This window comes from Arthrobacter sp. 05T47 (genome assembly GCF_056395825.1).
The window spans coordinates 128596-141894 of the sequence record NZ_JBFTKG010000002.1; the positions used below are offsets into that span (position 1 = coordinate 128596).

The following is a 13299-nucleotide window of genomic DNA, read 5'->3' on the forward strand; positions in this document are numbered from 1 at the left end:
GTTTGCACCGGTCATGACCGCGGACGTTTTTGATTGGTTGGTTGGTGCCACCCGACCACAAAAGGGCACAACGGGGCAGACAACCAACAGACAACACTACGCCATTGCGGCGAGATTGTTAAATCGAGAGTTAAATCCAGCCATCGTAGCGCACTCAGCGTCCGTACGCACCTAGCGTGCCCGCCGCCGTCGTCACCGCCTCCGCCTGTGCGATCCCGTCGAGGATGGCCAGCCGGACGACGTCGGCGGCTGCGCTCTGCAGCGTAATGAGGCTTATCTGCCGGGCCGTCGGGGTGCTGCGGTCAAGCGCGACGGCGCCCGTCGCCAGCGCGAACACGGTGTCTCCGTCGGCAAGGGTGTGGCTGGGGTTCAGGGCCCGGGCCAGTCCGGCGTGGGCGGCCGAGGCCGTGCGCTTGCAGTCGGACGTGTCCAGGACGGCATTAGTCGCCACGACGACCAGAGTGGTGTTCAAGGGCGGCAAATCCGAAACCCTCCGCGTGCTCGCTCCTGTTTCTGGCTCGCCCGATGTGCCAAAAGGTAGCCCCAGCGCGTTGACCACTGCAATGGCGCCAACTGTGACCCCATTGTCCAGGGTGAGGGAGGCTGTGCCCACTCCCCCTTTGTAGGTGCCACGGCCGATTGCTGCTCCCGTGCCGGCGCCGACGTTGCCGCGTTCGACGTCGTGCCCTTCCTGGCGGGACGCGGCATCCACTGTGGCCGCGTAGCCCATCTCCTCGCCGGGGCGGGCCGCGAAGTCGCCGCCGCGGCCCAGGTCGAAGATTGCGGCCGCGGGAACGATCGGAACGAGGCCGCCCGGGACGGCGAACCCTCGGCCGTTCTCCTCGCACCAGCGCATGGCCCCGCCCGCCGTTGCCAGGCCGTAGGCGCTCCCCCCGGTCAGGACTACGGCGTCCACGTTCGAGGACAATGTGGTGGGATCCAGCGAGTCCGTCTCGTGCGTTGCGGGGCCGCCGCCGCGGACGTCGACGGAGCCCACCGTGCCGGGCGGCGGAAGAATGACCGTCACCCCGCTCAGCCAGCCGTCGCCTGTCTTCTGGACGTGTCCTACCCGGATCCCGGCGACGTCGGTGATCGCCCCTGTTGCTGTCATGGCTCCATTGTGCGCTCCCCCGCAAAACAAACGTTATGGAATCCTTCGGCGAACTTGCTGTGAACGGCCGCAGAAGCCTCCGGCAACAATTTCCGGGACGGCCCAGATGCGGGATTTCACGCCTCTGGCCTGTGGTGAAGTGTGACTGGACCCCCTGCCTGTACCCCCACCCCTGAACCCCCACCAATCCGCCTGCTGCCTTTGGCCGGCCCGGATCCGTTAGAGACCCGAATGACAAGACAACTGGCTGACCGGCCGACCGCCGTCGCCCACGCCCGCACCGCCCATCCGCAGCGGCCCCGCTGGTCGGGCCGAACCCGCAGGGACTTCTTCGTCTTCCTGGCCCTCGCCCTGCCCAACCTCGCGCTGATCGCGGTGTTCACGTACCTGCCGCTGATCAACAACATCTACTACTCCACACTGGACTGGACCCTCGGTTCCGATTCCGCCACCGTGGTGGGCCTGGGCAACTACGCCACGTTCTTCACCAGCCCCGACGCCGCGAAGGTCCTGGGCACCACCGCCGTCTTCACCGTGGTCACCGTCGGCGGGTCCATGGTGCTGGGCCTTCTGGTGGCCCTGGCGTTGAATTCCAAAGTACGCGGCACCACATTTGCCCGCTCGGCGGTGTTCGCGCCCTACGTACTGAGCGGCGTGGGCGTCGGCCTCGTCTGGCTTTTCATCTTCGACCCGGGGTATGGAGTCCTGGCATGGCTGCTGCGCAGCATCGGCCAGGCCAGCCCGCAGTGGATCAACGATCCCCAACTGTCCCTGGTCATGGTGATCGTCGTCTACATCTGGAAAAACCTCGGCTACTGCGCCGTGGTCTACCTCGCCGGCCTTCAGTCCCTGCCGCAGGACGTCATGGAAGCGGCCTCCCTGGACGGGGCCAACGGCTTCCGCCGCTTCCTGAACATGTCCCTGCCCCTGCTCTCGCCCACCACGTTCTTCCTGCTCATCACCACCATGCTGAGCTCGCTGCAGGCCTTCGACCTGATCCGGATCATGACGCCGCTGGGCAACGGCACCAGCACCCTGATCTACGAGGCCTACCTGCAGGCCTTTGGTGCTTTCAACCGGGCCGGCTACTCAGCCGCCATCTCCGTGGTCCTCTTCGCAATCCTGCTCATCATCACCGTCCTCCAGTTGCGGTTCGTCGAACGGAAGGTGCACTACTCGTGAGCACGCTCTTGCCCGTCAGTCCCGGTCCCGGCGTCACGGGCACTCCCCCTTCCGACGGCGCCGCGGGCTCCGGTCCCGAGGTGCCGCCCCGGCGCCCTGCTCCGTTCTCGCGCACCAACCTGGTCCAGACGATCGCCGGCGGCTACGTCCCGCTGGTTCTCGCCACCCTGGTGGTGTTCCTGCCCCTGTTGTGGATGCTCCTGAGCTCCTTCAAGCAGCCGGGCGAGATCATCACCATGGACCTGAAGCTCCTCCCGGAGGGCGTGAACCTGGAGAACTACAGGACGGCCATGACCACGGTGCCGTTCGGCCAGTTCTTCCTGAACAGCCTGATCGTCACGGCGGTGGGTTCCACCGTCAAGGTGATCCTGGCCGTCCTGACGGCCTACGCCCTCGTGTTTGTCCGCTTCCCGTTCAAGAACGCCATCTTCGTGCTGATCCTCGTAGCCCTCATGGTCCCGCCGCAGGTGTCCATCCTGCCCAACTACATCCTGATCGCCGGGATGGGCGGCAAGAACACCCTGTGGGGAATCATCCTCCCGGGACTGGGCACCGCCTTCGGCACGTTCCTGCTCCGCCAGCACTTCAGGACGCTGCCCGGTTCCATCCTCGAGGCGGCCGAAATCGACGGCGCGGGCCACTGGCGCCGGCTCTGGCAGGTCGTGGTGCCGGTCTCCGTTCCCTCCATCGCCACCGTCGCCCTGGTGACAGTGGTCAGCGAGTGGAACGACTACATCTGGCCGCTCATCATCACCGACCGGCCCGAGACCATGACCCTTCCAGTCGGCTTGACCCTGCTGCAGAACTCCGAGGGCAATGGCTCCGGCTGGGGCATCCTGATGGCCGGAGCCGTCCTCGTGATCGTCCCCATCCTGCTGGTCTTCGCGGCGCTGCAGCGCTACATCGTGGCCGGCCTCACCCAGGGCAGCGTCACGGGCTGAGTCTGCCCCTGCGCTGGGCCCGTTCAGTTCCCGTCCATCATCTCCGTCATCAGAACCAACGAATTTCGTACCTTTGAGAGGATCCATCGTGGCAATCAATCTTGACCGCAGGCATTTCCTGGGCCTGGCCGGCGCCAGCGCAGGAGCAGCTACCCTGGCCGCGTGCGGCGGTCCGTCGACCGCCGGGACGGCCGCCGCTACCGGCGCCGCCGACATCGACTTCAGCGGTGTCAAGGCCGCCGGGCAGTTCGATTTCTGGACGAACCACCCCGGGAAATCCCAGGACGTGGAGCAGTCGGTGATCGAGAAGTTCCACGCCAAGTTCCCCGACATCAAGGTCAACCTCGTGACCGCGGGAGCCAACTACGAGGAAATCGCGCAGAAGTTCCAGACCTCGCAGGCCGCGAAGTCGGCCCTTCCCGGACTGGTGGTCCTCTCCGATGTCTGGTGGTTCCGCTACTTCACCAACGGCAACATCATTCCGCTCGACGGCCTGATCAAGCAGCTCGAGATCAAGGTGGACGATTTCCAGAAGTCACTCGTGGCGGACTACCAGTACGCCAACAAGCAGTGGGCTCTCCCCTATGGCCGCTCCACGCCGCTGTTCTACTACAACAAGGACCACTTCAAGGCGGCGGGGCTGCCGGACCGCGCCCCCAAGACCTGGCAGGAGTTCGGCGAGTGGGCGCCCAAGCTCAAGGCCAGCTCCGGGGCCGAGTACGCCTACATGTACCCGGCGCTGGCCGGCTACGCGGGCTGGACCCTGCAGAACAATCTGTGGGGATGGGGCGGCAGCTGGTCGGACGGGTGGACCTTCACGTGCGATTCCGCCGAGTCGGTCGCGGCCCTGCAGTGGGTCCAGGATTCGATCTACAAGGACAAGTGGGCCGGGGTGTCCTCCAAGGAAGCCGCGGACGACTTCGCCGCCGGCATCACGTCGACCACCATCTCCTCGACCGGATCGCTGCTCGGCGTCCTGAAGTCCGCGAAGTTCAACGTCGGCGTCGGCTACCTCCCCGGCGGCCCGAAGTCGGAGACCGGCGTCTGCCCCACGGGTGGAGCGGGGCTCGGCATTCCCAGCGGTGTGAGCAAGGAAGTCCAGCTGGCGGCCGCCACGTTCCTGAAGTTCATGACGGAACCGGAAAACACGGCGGCGTTCTCCGCGGCCACCGGCTACATGCCCACTCGCGTGTCCGCTGACATGGGCGCCGTGCTGGCCAAGACCCCGCAGATCAAGACCGCCATGGACCAGCTCGCCGTGACCCGCGTCCAGGACAACGCCCGCGTTTTCCTGCCCGGCGCGGACCAGGAGATGGCCAAGGCCGCCGCGGCGATCCTGACCCAGCAGGGCGACGTCAAGGCCACCATGACGGGCCTCAAGGCAACGCTGGAGGGGATCTACACCAAGGACGTGAAGCCGAAGCTGAAGAGCTAGCTTCCACTGGCGACACACAAAATCCCTGGCGCTACCGGAATTCCGGTGTCGCCAGGGATTTTGCGTGTCGCCAGGGATTTTGCGTGTCGCCGGAAAACCTGCGAGTCGCCGCGTACCGGGGTTTAGGGAATCGGGACGGGCACGACGCCAAGCGGCGCAAGTTTCGCCGCGCCGCCGTCGGGCGCGGAAAGGACCCAGATGCCCTTCTCATGCACGGCAACGGAGTGCTCCCACTGGCAGGAGCGCTTGCCGTCCGTGGTGACAACGGTCCAGTCGTCCTCGAGGATCGCGGTGTCGATGCTGCCGCGGACCAGCATGGGCTCGATGGCCAGGCACAGCCCCGGGCGGATCTTCGGCCCGCGGTGGCTGGTGCGGTAATTCAGCACGTCCGGGGCCATGTGCATCTCGGAGCCGATGCCGTGGCCCACGTAGTCCTCCAGGATGCCCAGCGGCTTGCCGGGCACGGAGGAGACATAGTCGTCCACCGCGTTGCCGACGTCGCCCACGAATTTGCCGGTGGCCAGGGCGGCGATGCCCCGCCACATGGCTTCCTCGGTGACGTCGGACAGGCGCACGTCCTCGGGATCGGCGGTTCCGACAATCACGGTCCGCGCGGAGTCGGAATGCCAGCCGTCCACGATCGCGCCGCCGTCGATCGAGATGATGTCGCCGTCCTGCAGTACCCGGCCGCCGGGGATGCCGTGGACAACTTCCTCGTTCACCGAGGTGCAGATTGTCGCCGGGAACCCGTGGTAGCCGAGGAAGTTGGACTTGGCGCCGGCGTCCTGCAGCACCGCGGCGAAGACCTCGTCCAGCCGGGCCGTGGTGACGCCCGGGGCGGCCGCGGCAACGGCCGCATCCAGTGCCCGGCTCAGGACAAGCCCGGCCTCATGCATCGTGCGCATCTGGGCGTTGGTCTTGTATTCAGTGCGTGCCTGGCCGAATGCCATCTGAACCTCAGAATCTTCTCTCGCGGACCGGGTGCACTTCAGCCCGGGCCTCCACCATGGGCTTTCAACCCACGTCTTCATGCTCTATTCTCCCGCACTGGCACAGCAGCCCCGAACGGGCCGCCGCCAGGAAAGCCAACGCCACCCAACAGCGAAGGGCGCGTCCCGTACACGATGGTACGGAACGCGCCCTTCAGAAGTGCGTCGGCAAGAGTGCCTTAGCCGGAATGGCTCAGGCGGTCTGGGCCGACTTGATCGCTTCCATGACGCGCTCGGTGACGTCGTCGATGGCGCCGATGCCGTCCACCTGGGTCAGGATGCCGCGATCGGCGTACTTGGCCACAACGGGTTCGGTCTGCTCGTGGTACAGGTCCAGCCGGTGACGGATAACACCTTCGTTGTCGTCGCTGCGGCCAGTTTCCTTGGCACGGCCCAGGAGGCGCGTAACCAGTTCTTCGTCGTCCGCGGTGAGCTGCAGGACGACGTCGAGCTTCTGGTCGGCGTCGGCGAGGATCGCATCGAGGTAGTCCACCTGCGCGGTGGTGCGGGGGTAGCCGTCGAGCAGGAAGCCGTTTTCGACGTCGTCCTCGCTGAGGCGGTCGCGCACCATCTTGTTGGTGACGCTGTCCGGGACGAAGTCGCCGGCATCCATGTACTTCTTGGCTTCGACGCCGAGCGGAGTCTCACCCTTGACGTTGGCGCGGAAGATGTCGCCGGTGGAAATCGCAACGACGCCGAGGCGCTCCGAAATGCGTTCCGCCTGCGTTCCCTTGCCGGAGCCGGGAGGTCCGATAATCAACATTCTCGTCATCGCAAAAGCCCTTCGTAGTGACGTTGCTGTAGTTGCGCATCAATCTGCTTCACGGTCTCCAGACCGACGCCCACCATGATCAGGATCGAGGTGCCGCCGAACGGGAAGTTCTGGTTCGCGTTGATCAGGACGAGTGCAACCAGCGGGATCAGTGCCACGAAGCCGAGGTAGAAGGCTCCGGGCAGGGTGATCCGGGATAGGACGTACTGAAGATAGTCCGCCGTCGGCTTACCGGCGCGGATGCCCGGAATGAAGCCGCCGTACTTCTTCATGTTGTCCGAGACCTCTTCAGGGTTGAAAGTAATCGCAACATAGAAGTAGGTGAAAAACACAATCATGGCGAAATACAGTGCCATATAGATCGGGTGGTCACCCTTGGTCAGGTTGTTGTTGATCCACTCAACCCAGGGCTGCATCGGTTCGCCGGCCTTGGGCTGGTTGAACTGTGAGATCAGCCCCGGCAGGTACAGCATGGAGGAGGCGAAGATGACGGGCACGACGCCGGCCATGTTCACCTTGATGGGGATGTACGTGCTGGTKCCGCCSACSGTGCGGCGGCCGATCATGCGYTTGGCGTACTGCACCGGGATCCGGCGCTGRGACTGCTCCACGAAGACCACAAGGCCCACGGTGAGCAGGCCGATGATCAGGACCAGGAAGAAGGTTCCGGGGCCCTGGGCCTTCCAGATCGCACCGAGCGAGCCGGGGAAGCCTGCCGCGATGGACGTGAAGATCAGCAGGGACATGCCGTTGCCGACGCCCTTCTCCGTCACGAGCTCGCCCATCCACATGATCAGGCCGGTGCCGGCCGTGAGCGTGATGATGATCAGGACCGTGGTGACGATCGAGCTGTCCGGAATGATCGGCAGCTGGCAGTTAGGCAGCAGCTGCCCGGAGCGTGCCAGCGACACCAGCGTGGTGGCGTTGAGCAGGCCGAGGGCGATCGTGAGGTAGCGCGTGTACTGGGTCAGTTTCGACTGCCCGGATGCTCCCTCCTCGTACAGCTGCTGGAAGCGGGGAATGACCACCCGGAGCAGCTGGACGATGATGCTGGCGGTGATGTACGGCATGATGCCGAGGGCAAAGATGGAGACCTGCAGCAATGCACCGCCGCTGAACAGGTTGACGAGCTGGTAGATGCCGCCCGAGGTCTGACCGTTCTGCAAGCATTGCTGGACATTCTGGTAGCTCACACCCGGCGAGGGGATGAAGGCACCCAAGCGGAAGATTGTGATGATTCCCAGCGTGAACAACAACTTGCGTCGCAGATCAGGCGTGCGAAAGGCCCGGCCAAATGCGCTAAGCAAGCGTCCTCCTGAGTAATAAGTAAAGTCGTGTGAGATAGGTCAAATAAACCCAACAACCGAGTCTAACCGGTGGATGCGTGCGGCGAACAATCGGCGGGGCCCGGAAAATGAAAAAAACTCCCGGCACCGGGGGCCTGAGCCCCTGATACCGGGAGTTTCAACAACGGGCAACTGCCCCGCCGCCTCGTTAGAGGGCGGTGGTGCTTCCGCCTGCTGCGGCAATCTTTTCTGCGGCGCTGGCCGAGAATGCGTGGACGGTGACGTCAACCTTGACGGTGATGTCGCCGGTGCCCAGCACCTTGACGGGCTGGTTCTTGCGAACGGCACCCTTTTCGACCAGGTTCTCCACGGTGACTGCGCCACCTTCCGGGAACAGCTCGTTGAGCCGGTCCAGGTTTACAACCTGGTACTCGACCCGGAACGGGTTCTTGAAGCCGCGCAGCTTCGGCAGGCGCATGTGCAGCGGCAGCTGGCCGCCGGCAAAGCCAGCCTTGATCTGGTAGCGGGCCTTCGTACCCTTGGTACCGCGACCAGCGGTCTTACCCTTGGAACCTTCACCACGACCAACACGGGTCTTGGCGGTCTTGGCACCCGGGGCGGGACGCAGGTGGTGAACCTTCAGTGCGTTCTGCTTCTCAGCGGCGCCCTGTGCCTTTTCGGCGGTGTTCTTCTCTGCCATTTACTTCGCCTCCTCTACCTTTACCAGGTGCGGAACCGTGTTGAGCATTCCAACGGTCACGGCGTCGGCGGTGCGGACAACGGTGTGTCCGATCCGCTTCAGGCCGAGGGACCGAAGGGTGTCGCGCTGGTTCTGCTTGCCGCCAATGGCGGACTTGATCTGAGTGATCTCCAACTGAGCGTCGGAAACAAGCACGTTCTTAGCCATGACTCAGACACCTGCCTTCTGGTTCAGGAGAGCCTTCACCATTGCCGGCGGAGCGATCTCGTCGAGCGGGAGGCCGCGGCGTGCTGCCACTGCTGCCGGCTCTTCGAGGCGCTTCAGGGCATCAACGGTCGCGTGAACGATGTTGATGGCGTTGGAGGAACCGAGCGACTTGGAGAGGATGTCGTGGATGCCCACGCACTCCAGTACTGCACGGACCGGGCCACCGGCGATAACACCGGTACCGGCGGAAGCCGGACGCAGCATGACGACGCCTGCGGCGGCCTCACCCTGAACGCGGTGCGGGATGGTGTTGCCGATGCGGGGAACGCGGAAGAAGGACTTCTTGGCCTCTTCAACGCCCTTCGCGATAGCGGCAGGAACTTCCTTAGCCTTGCCGTAGCCAACGCCGACCATGCCGTTGCCGTCACCGACGACGACGAGGGCGGTGAAGCTGAAGCGACGACCACCCTTGACGACCTTGGAAACGCGGTTGATGGTTACAACGCGCTCTACGAACTGGCTCTTCTCGGCTTCGCGGCCGCCGTCACGGCCACCACGGCCGCCACGGTCGCCACGGCCCTGGCCGCGGTCGCCACGCTCGCCACGACGGGCGCCACCACGGCGGTCGTCGGTGGTAGCAGGCGCAGCGGTCTCAGTTGCCGGAGCAGCTACAGCTTCAGTCACCTGAATGTCCTTTTCGTTATTTTCGGTCACAGTGCCAGCCCACCTTCACGTGCGCCGTCAGCGACGGCGGCGATCCGGCCGTGGTACTTGTTACCACCGCGGTCGAAGACAACTGCTTCGATACCGGCAGCCTTGGCACGCTCGGCGACCAGTTCGCCAACGCGCTTGGCCTTGGCGGTCTTGTCACCGTCGAATGCACGAAGGTCGGCTTCCAATGTGGAGGCGCTTGCCACGGTCAGGCCCTTGGTGTCATCGACAACCTGGACGAATACGTGACGTGCGGAGCGGTTGACGACCAGACGAGGGCGTACAGCCGTACCGGAGATGCGCTTGCGGATACGAAGCTGGCGGCGGCTGCGCTGGGCAGACTTGCTCTTGTTCGTACGCTTCTTGTTAATTGCGATCGCCATGGTTACTTACCAGCCTTTCCGACCTTGCGGCGGATGACTTCGCCTGCGTAACGGATGCCCTTGCCCTTGTAGGGGTCCGGCTTCCGCAGCTTGCGAATGTTGGCAGCAACCTCGCCGACCTGCTGCTTGGAGATACCTGAAACAGAGAGCTTGGTCGGGGTCTCAACTGCAAAGGTGATGCCGTTCGGTGCCGAGACGTTAACCGGGTGGCTGTAGCCCAGAGCGAACTCCAGGTCAGAACCCTTGGCCTGGACGCGGTAACCGGTACCGACAATCTCAAGCTTCTTCTCGTAGCCTGCGGTGACACCCTGGATCATGTTGGCGATCAGGGTGCGGGTCAGGCCGTGCAGCGAACGTGAGGCGCGCTCGTCGTTCGGGCGGGCGACAGTCAGGGTGCCATCTTCCAGGGAAACCTCGATCGGGCTGGCCACAGTGTGGCTCAGCTCGCCTTTGGAACCCTTGACGCTGACGACAGAGCCGTCAACCTTGACCTCAACGCCGGCAGGAACGGTGATGGGGAGACGTCCAATACGTGACATTATTCTCTTCCTTTCCCGTTACCAGACGTAAGCGAGGACTTCGCCGCCCACGCCCTTCTTGCCGGCCTGCTTGTCAGTCAAGAGGCCGGAAGAGGTGGACAGGATTGCGACACCCAGGCCACCGAGCACGTGCGGCAGGTTGGTGGACTTTGCGTAAACGCGCAGTCCCGGCTTGGAAATACGACGAACGCCAGCGATTGAACGCTCGCGGTTCGGACCGAACTTGAGCTCGAGGGTCAGCTTCTTGCCAACCTCAGCGTCTTCTTCTTTCCAGGAGGCAATGAAACCTTCAGCCTTCAGGATGTCGGCAACGCGTGCCTTGAGCTTGCTGTACGGCATGGTCACGGAGTCGTGGTATGCCGAGTTAGCGTTGCGCAGACGCGTAAGCATGTCTGCGACGGGATCTGTCATTGTCATGTGGGCTCTTGCCCTTCCTCATAACGGTTTCCGCCGTGCTGCATATCCGAACAGAATTCGGGACCAGCGCGGACGGACCTTTTACGTAGCTAGATTAGTCTTCGGTCTTGAACGGGAAGCCAAGCGCCTTGAGCAGCGCGCGACCTTCGTCGTCGGTCTTGGCAGTGGTCACGACGGTGATGTCCATGCCGCGAACGCGGTCGATGGAATCCTGGTCGATCTCGTGGAACATAACCTGCTCGGTCAGACCGAAGGTGTAGTTGCCGTTGCCATCGAACTGCTTGCCGCTGAGGCCACGGAAGTCGCGGATACGCGGCAGGGCCAGCGTGACCAGACGGTCCAGGAATTCCCACATGCGGTCTCCACGCAGGGTTGCGTGTGCACCAATCGGCATGCCTTCGCGCAGCTTGAACTGAGCGATCGACTTGCGTGCCTTGGTGACCTGCGGCTTCTGGCCGGTGATCAGGGTCAGATCGCGGACAGCGCCGTCGATCAGCTTGGAGTCCTTGGCGGCATCTCCAACACCCATGTTCACAACGACCTTGACCAGGCGGGGAACCTGGTTGACGTTCTGGTACTTGAATTCCTCAGTCAGCGTGTTCTTGATGGAATCGGCGTACTTGGTCTTCAGACGAGGAACGATCTTGCTTGCCGGAGTCTCGAGAGTCTCAGTCATTAGATGTCCTTCCCTGAGCTCTTGGCCACGCGGACGCGCACTTCGCGCTTCACGCCATCGCGCTCAACGGTCTCGGTGCGGAAACCGACGCGGGTGGGCTTCTTGGTGGAGGGGTCAACCAGAGCCACGTTGGAGATGTGGATTGAAGCCTCGACGACCTCGATGCCACCGGTCTTGGTGCCGCGCTGCGACTGACCGACCTTGGTGTGCTTGGTTACGCGGTTAATGCCTTCGACCAACACGCGGTTGGTCTCGGGGAAGACGCGCAGAACCTTGCCCTGCTTGCCCTTGTCGCCGCCGCGCTCAGCCTTGGCGCCAGTGATGACCTGAACGAGGTCACCCTTTTTGATCTTAGCCATGGACTAGAGCACCTCCGGAGCCAGAGAAACGATCTTCATGAACTTCTTGTCGCGAAGTTCACGACCAACCGGTCCGAAGATACGGGTACCGCGGGGGTCACCGTCGTTCTTCAGGATGACGGCTGCGTTCTCGTCAAACTTGATGTAGGAACCATCCGCACGGCGGCGTTCCTTCTTGGTACGGACGATGACAGCCTTGACGACGTCGCCCTTCTTTACGTTGCCGCCCGGAATTGCGTCCTTGACGGTAGCGACGATTACGTCGCCAATGCCTGCGTAGCGACGGCCAGATCCACCGAGAACGCGAATGGTAAGGATTTCCTTAGCACCCGTGTTGTCGGCGACCTTGAGTCGCGACTCCTGCTGAATCACTATTTACTCCTTGCGTCGCGCTGGTTCTCAGACCGAAATTATTCCTACGGGATGAGCCTTGCGGAACGGTTGATCGGGGTGTCTCTTGACCTGCCTGGATTTTGCCAGACCAGGCCTAAACGCCCGTGCCAAAAACATTTGCTTCCCAGGCGGTTTCCGACGAGTCGGGGCGCAAGGGGGCACTATGCCGTGGCACGATTGTTTACGAGGTTGATGACGGCGCGCAAAAGGCGCCATACAAACTCAAAATCTTAGCACGTTTTGGGCGTATCCCCATATCACAGCCTTGCCGCCGGCACACGCCAGCCGGGGCCTGTCTATGGCGCCGGCACGCCGCGCCATGCGCTGCGGCCGTCCGCCAGCGCCCGACGGCGTCACGCAGGACAGTCTTTGGGCCCACCGGCCGCGGGTGGCCCCCGGAAACCCGCCCAGACGGCGTCGTACGCCTCCTCAAAGCCTGCCCAGCGTGACGCCACCGGCGGTACCGCCACTCTGGGCAGTCCCCGGCAACGCGGAAGCCCCCGCTCCCCAAAGGGGAACGAGGGCTTCTGCTGTATCAACAAGCAGCAAAGCTGCAGGTGCTACTTGGCCTTTTCGAGGATCTCGACCAGGCGCCACCGCTTGGTAGCGGACAGCGGGCGGGTCTCGGCGAGGAGCACGAGGTCGCCGATGCCGGCGCTGTTCTCTTCGTCGTGAGCCTTGATCTTGGCGTTGCGGCGGATGACCTTGCCGTAGAGGGCGTGCTTCACGCGGTCTTCGACCTGGACAGTGATGGTCTTTTCCATCTTGTCCGAGACGACGTAGCCGCGCTTCGTCTTACGGTAACCGCGCTCGTCAGCCTTGGCTGCGTCGGAAACAGTTTCCGTCACGTTCTCGTCCTTCTTTTCAGTCACTTGGCATCCTCCTCGGTTTCAACCGTTTCAGCCTTTTCGGCCTTCTTGGTTGCAGCCTTCTTGGACTTCTTCTCTTCCTTGGCTTCCACAACCGGTGCGGCAACCTCGGCACGAATGCCCAGCTCGCGCTCACGGAGAACGGTGTAGATGCGGGCGATGTCCTTCTTTACCGCGCGCAGACGACCGTGGTTCTCCAGCTGACCGGTGGCGGACTGGAAACGCAGGTTGAACAGCTCTTCCTTGGCCTTGCGGAGTTCTTCAACGAGACGCTCGTTGTCGAAACCGTCCAGCTGTGCGGATGCAAGTTCCTTGGATCCTACTGCCAT

General features: G+C 63.4%; 18 protein-coding genes. 3 read left to right on the forward strand and 15 right to left on the reverse strand.

What is annotated here, in order from left to right; translation table 11 throughout:
- Nucleotides 1-154: 154 nt before the first annotated feature.
- A complete protein-coding gene (locus tag AC1DEY_RS02665) occupies nt 155-1111 on the reverse strand; it encodes a P1 family peptidase (protein WP_476866663.1) in 957 nt (318 codons plus the stop codon).
- A gap of 231 nt (nt 1112-1342) precedes the next feature.
- On the opposite strand from AC1DEY_RS02665, the gene AC1DEY_RS02670 reads away from it, so the two are divergent.
- From AC1DEY_RS02670 to AC1DEY_RS02680, 3 genes are all read left to right on the forward strand, one after another.
- On the forward strand, nt 1343-2293 hold the full coding sequence (locus tag AC1DEY_RS02670) for a carbohydrate ABC transporter permease (RefSeq protein WP_476866664.1): 951 nt from the start codon (nt 1343-1345) through the stop codon (nt 2291-2293).
- Nucleotides 2294-2373: 80 nt separating this feature from the next.
- Nucleotides 2374-3234 carry a carbohydrate ABC transporter permease gene (locus tag AC1DEY_RS02675; protein WP_476866815.1) on the forward strand — a complete coding sequence of 287 codons (861 nt, stop codon included), beginning with the start codon at nt 2374-2376 and terminating at the stop codon, nt 3232-3234.
- Nucleotides 3235-3322: 88 nt separating this feature from the next.
- Complete coding sequence (locus AC1DEY_RS02680; protein ID WP_476866665.1) at nt 3323-4669, forward strand: ABC transporter substrate-binding protein; 1347 nt, start codon at nt 3323-3325, stop codon at nt 4667-4669.
- A 122-nt stretch (nt 4670-4791) separates the two neighbouring features.
- Here the strand turns inward: AC1DEY_RS02680 and map are convergent, their stop codons facing one another.
- The 14 genes from map to rpmC all read right to left on the reverse strand — a co-directional run bounded on the left by map (nt 4792) and on the right by rpmC (nt 13299).
- Nucleotides 4792-5619 (reverse strand): type I methionyl aminopeptidase, encoded by an 828-nt coding sequence (gene map / locus AC1DEY_RS02685; protein ID WP_476866666.1) that lies wholly within the window; start codon nt 5617-5619, stop codon nt 4792-4794.
- A gap of 232 nt (nt 5620-5851) precedes the next feature.
- Nucleotides 5852-6421 carry an adenylate kinase gene (locus AC1DEY_RS02690; protein WP_441407845.1) on the reverse strand — a complete coding sequence of 190 codons (570 nt, stop codon included), beginning with the start codon at nt 6419-6421 and terminating at the stop codon, nt 5852-5854.
- Between the two features lie 5 nt (nt 6422-6426).
- On the reverse strand, nt 6427-7737 hold the full coding sequence (gene secY, locus AC1DEY_RS02695; RefSeq protein WP_441407844.1) for a preprotein translocase subunit SecY: 1311 nt from the start codon (nt 7735-7737) through the stop codon (nt 6427-6429).
- Between the two features lie 187 nt (nt 7738-7924).
- Nucleotides 7925-8416, reverse strand: coding sequence for a 50S ribosomal protein L15 (gene rplO, locus AC1DEY_RS02700; protein WP_441407843.1), 492 nt, complete (start codon nt 8414-8416; stop codon nt 7925-7927).
- Nucleotides 8417-8623, reverse strand: coding sequence for a 50S ribosomal protein L30 (gene rpmD / locus AC1DEY_RS02705; protein ID WP_160664304.1), 207 nt, complete (start codon nt 8621-8623; stop codon nt 8417-8419).
- A 3-nt stretch (nt 8624-8626) separates the two neighbouring features.
- The gene (gene rpsE, locus AC1DEY_RS02710) at nt 8627-9307 is read right to left on the reverse strand and encodes a 30S ribosomal protein S5 (RefSeq protein WP_377985280.1); all 681 of its coding nucleotides are present in this window, start codon (nt 9305-9307) and stop codon (nt 8627-8629) included.
- A 26-nt stretch (nt 9308-9333) separates the two neighbouring features.
- Nucleotides 9334-9717, reverse strand: a complete 384-nt coding sequence (rplR, locus tag AC1DEY_RS02715) for a 50S ribosomal protein L18 (RefSeq protein WP_018773674.1) — start codon at nt 9715-9717, stop codon at nt 9334-9336.
- A gap of 2 nt (nt 9718-9719) precedes the next feature.
- Nucleotides 9720-10256: a 50S ribosomal protein L6 gene (rplF, locus tag AC1DEY_RS02720; protein ID WP_011692797.1), complete on the reverse strand. Its 537-nt coding sequence runs from the start codon at nt 10254-10256 to the stop codon at nt 9720-9722.
- 18 nt (nt 10257-10274) lie between these two features.
- Entirely contained in the window at nt 10275-10673 is a 399-nt protein-coding gene (gene rpsH, locus AC1DEY_RS02725; protein WP_441407842.1) for a 30S ribosomal protein S8, read from the reverse strand.
- Nucleotides 10674-10767: 94 nt separating this feature from the next.
- Nucleotides 10768-11349: a 50S ribosomal protein L5 gene (rplE, locus tag AC1DEY_RS02730; RefSeq protein WP_018773672.1), complete on the reverse strand. Its 582-nt coding sequence runs from the start codon at nt 11347-11349 to the stop codon at nt 10768-10770.
- A complete protein-coding gene (gene rplX, locus AC1DEY_RS02735) occupies nt 11349-11708 on the reverse strand; it encodes a 50S ribosomal protein L24 (protein ID WP_024366125.1) in 360 nt (119 codons plus the stop codon). Before rplX ends, rplE begins: the two co-directional genes overlap by 1 nt.
- A gap of 3 nt (nt 11709-11711) precedes the next feature.
- Nucleotides 11712-12080 (reverse strand): 50S ribosomal protein L14, encoded by a 369-nt coding sequence (gene rplN, locus AC1DEY_RS02740; protein WP_003803789.1) that lies wholly within the window; start codon nt 12078-12080, stop codon nt 11712-11714.
- A gap of 581 nt (nt 12081-12661) precedes the next feature.
- Nucleotides 12662-12973, reverse strand: a complete 312-nt coding sequence (gene rpsQ / locus AC1DEY_RS02745) for a 30S ribosomal protein S17 (protein WP_441407841.1) — start codon at nt 12971-12973, stop codon at nt 12662-12664.
- Nucleotides 12970-13299, reverse strand: a complete 330-nt coding sequence (gene rpmC / locus AC1DEY_RS02750) for a 50S ribosomal protein L29 (protein ID WP_066436863.1) — start codon at nt 13297-13299, stop codon at nt 12970-12972. The genes rpsQ and rpmC overlap by 4 nt, the downstream gene beginning before the upstream one ends.

Bases quoted from the DNA above. Each gene is read 5' to 3' on its own strand.
- AC1DEY_RS02665 (WP_476866663.1), bottom strand. From the start codon at position 1,111: ATGACAGCAACAGGGGCGATCACCGACGTCGCCGGGATCCGGGTAGGA.
- AC1DEY_RS02670 (WP_476866664.1), top strand. From the start codon at position 1,343: ATGACAAGACAACTGGCTGACCGGCCGACCGCCGTCGCCCACGCCCGC.
- map (WP_476866666.1), bottom strand. From the start codon at position 5,619: ATGGCATTCGGCCAGGCACGCACTGAATACAAGACCAACGCCCAGATG.
- AC1DEY_RS02690 (WP_441407845.1), bottom strand. From the start codon at position 6,421: ATGTTGATTATCGGACCTCCCGGCTCCGGCAAGGGAACGCAGGCGGAA.
- rplO (WP_441407843.1), bottom strand. From the start codon at position 8,416: ATGGCAGAGAAGAACACCGCCGAAAAGGCACAGGGCGCCGCTGAGAAG.
- rpmD (WP_160664304.1), bottom strand. From the start codon at position 8,623: ATGGCTAAGAACGTGCTTGTTTCCGACGCTCAGTTGGAGATCACTCAG.
- rplR (WP_018773674.1), bottom strand. From the start codon at position 9,717: ATGGCGATCGCAATTAACAAGAAGCGTACGAACAAGAGCAAGTCTGCC.
- rplF (WP_011692797.1), bottom strand. From the start codon at position 10,256: ATGTCACGTATTGGACGTCTCCCCATCACCGTTCCTGCCGGCGTTGAG.
- rpsH (WP_441407842.1), bottom strand. From the start codon at position 10,673: ATGACAATGACAGATCCCGTCGCAGACATGCTTACGCGTCTGCGCAAC.
- rplE (WP_018773672.1), bottom strand. From the start codon at position 11,349: ATGACTGAGACTCTCGAGACTCCGGCAAGCAAGATCGTTCCTCGTCTG.
- rplX (WP_024366125.1), bottom strand. From the start codon at position 11,708: ATGGCTAAGATCAAAAAGGGTGACCTCGTTCAGGTCATCACTGGCGCC.
- rpmC (WP_066436863.1), bottom strand. From the start codon at position 13,299: ATGGCAGTAGGATCCAAGGAACTTGCATCCGCACAGCTGGACGGTTTC.